We start from the raw sequence: 1,817 nt of genomic DNA, 5'->3' as shown, positions 1-1,817 counted from the left end.
CAGAGAATGTCTGGAATAGCGAGGTTATCTTCGCGGAGATTAAGGCAATGGGCTATACGGGCGGACGTTCCATGCTGCGTTACTACATCCAGCCCAAACGTAAAATGCGTCCGTCAAAAAGAACAGTTCGCTTCGAAACTCAGCCTGGATACCAGCTCCAGCACGACTGGGGCGAAGTTGAGGTGGAGGTTGCCGGGCAACGGTGCAAAGTTAACTTTGCGGTTAATACGCTGGGGTTCTCCCGCCGCTTCCATGTCTTCGCCGCACCAAAACAGGATGCTGAGCATACCTACGAATCACTGGTTCGCGCCTTCCGCTACTTCGGTGGTTGTGTGAAAACGGTGCTGGTTGATAACCAGAAGGCTGCGGTGCTGAAGAATAACAACGGGAAAGTCGTGTTCAACTCCGGATTCCTGTTACTGGCCGACCACTATAACTTCCTGCCACGGGCATGCCGTCCACGCAGGGCCAGAACAAAAGGTAAGGTTGAGCGGATGGTGAAATACCTCAAGGAGAACTTCTTCGTCCGGTACCGCAGGTTCGACAGCTTCACTCATGTCAATCAACAACTGGAGCAATGGATAGCCGATGTGGCTGACAAACGGGAACTTCGCCAGTTCAAAGAAACGCCGGAACAGCGCTTCGCGCTGGAGCAGGAACATCTGCAGCCGTTACCGGATACGGACTTCGATACCAGTTACTTCGACATCCGCCATGTGTCCTGGGACAGCTATATCGAGGTTGGCGGTAATCGTTACAGCGTTCCCGAAGCGCTGTGTGGTCAGCCGGTATCGATACGAATATCGCTGGATGACGAGTTGCGGATCTACAGTAATGAGAAACTGGTGGCCTCACATCGCCTCTGTTCGGCATCGTCTGGCTGGCAGACAGTGCCGGAGCATCACGCCCCGCTCTGGCAGCAGGTCAGTCAGGTGGAACATCGACCACTGAGAATGAGATGAACGCCTCCCACCATTAAATCCGGAGCACAAAGGTAGATGGCGGGAAAATACAGGAAGGTGTGGAGCCTCGCAGATTTCCGGCATCATAGTGCCCAATACGGGATGCATAAGACTCCCTCAGACTGGAGACTCCACAAATGAAATATACACCGGTTGGCGTTGATATCGCAAAACACCTGATTCAGGTTCACTTCATCAATGAGCACACAGGTGAAGTGGTGGATAAGCAACTACGCAACAGAGATTTTCTGACGTTCTTTAGTAACCGCGAACCCTACCTGATTGGCATGGAAGCCTGTGGAGGCTCTCAGCACTGGGCCCGGGAACTGACAAAACTGGGTCATAAAGTCCGGTTGTTGCAGGCCCGCTTTGTTAAGGCATTTGTCATGGGCAATAAGAATGATGTGATGGATGCCAGGGCTATCTGGATGGCAGTTCAGCAGCCAGGTAAAGAAATCGCCGTTAAAACAGAAGAACAGCAGTCAGTTCTTGTTCTGCGTAAGCGGCTCGTCAGAACCGTATTGATATTTACTGAGAGCTCAGATCAACTTTCCAGGGCAACAGATCGCGTACCCGGTTTGCCGGCCAGTCCTGGATATGCTCAATGACGTAACGCAGCCATTTTTCTGGTTCCACATTGTTCAGACGGCATGTGCCGATCAGCGAGTACAACACCGCCGCATGTTCGCCACCGCTGTCAGAACCCGCGAGTCGAGTCAGCCGGAGAGAATTTCACTCCCCGGCTGCTCACGGAACCGTACGTGACACTCTCGCGTCATACGGCTCTTGATCACTCATTTGATGCACGTAGTAAATACCAGTGGACAAATAGCTTCGGATACTCCTTCTTACCAG

General features: G+C 52.4%; 1 protein-coding gene and 2 pseudogenes. 2 read left to right on the top strand and 1 reads right to left on the bottom strand.

Translation table 11 applies throughout. The features are described 5' to 3' along the window. Together istA and FFT88_RS24700 are read left to right on the top strand one after the other, a co-directional pair. A partial coding sequence (gene istA, locus FFT88_RS24705) for an IS21-like element IS21 family transposase (protein WP_135406013.1) occupies positions 1–962 on the top strand: 962 nt, incomplete at its 5' end. 137 nt (positions 963–1,099) lie between these two features. Beyond that, positions 1,100–1,477 (top strand): annotated as a pseudogene (locus tag FFT88_RS24700) (IS110 family transposase); the annotation flags it as partial. A 13-nt stretch (positions 1,478–1,490) separates the two neighbouring features. On the opposite strand, the pseudogene FFT88_RS24695 reads toward FFT88_RS24700, so the two are convergent. Then, a pseudogene (locus tag FFT88_RS24695) lies at positions 1,491–1,670 on the bottom strand (IS66 family transposase); the annotation flags it as partial. Positions 1,671–1,817 lie beyond the last annotated feature (147 nt).

Source organism: Escherichia sp. E4930, from assembly GCF_005845405.1.
Taxonomy (GTDB): Bacteria; Pseudomonadota; Gammaproteobacteria; order Enterobacterales; family Enterobacteriaceae; genus Escherichia.
The sequence above is the reverse complement of the archived record's forward strand: the minus strand, read 5'-3'. Positions and strand labels throughout refer to the sequence as shown.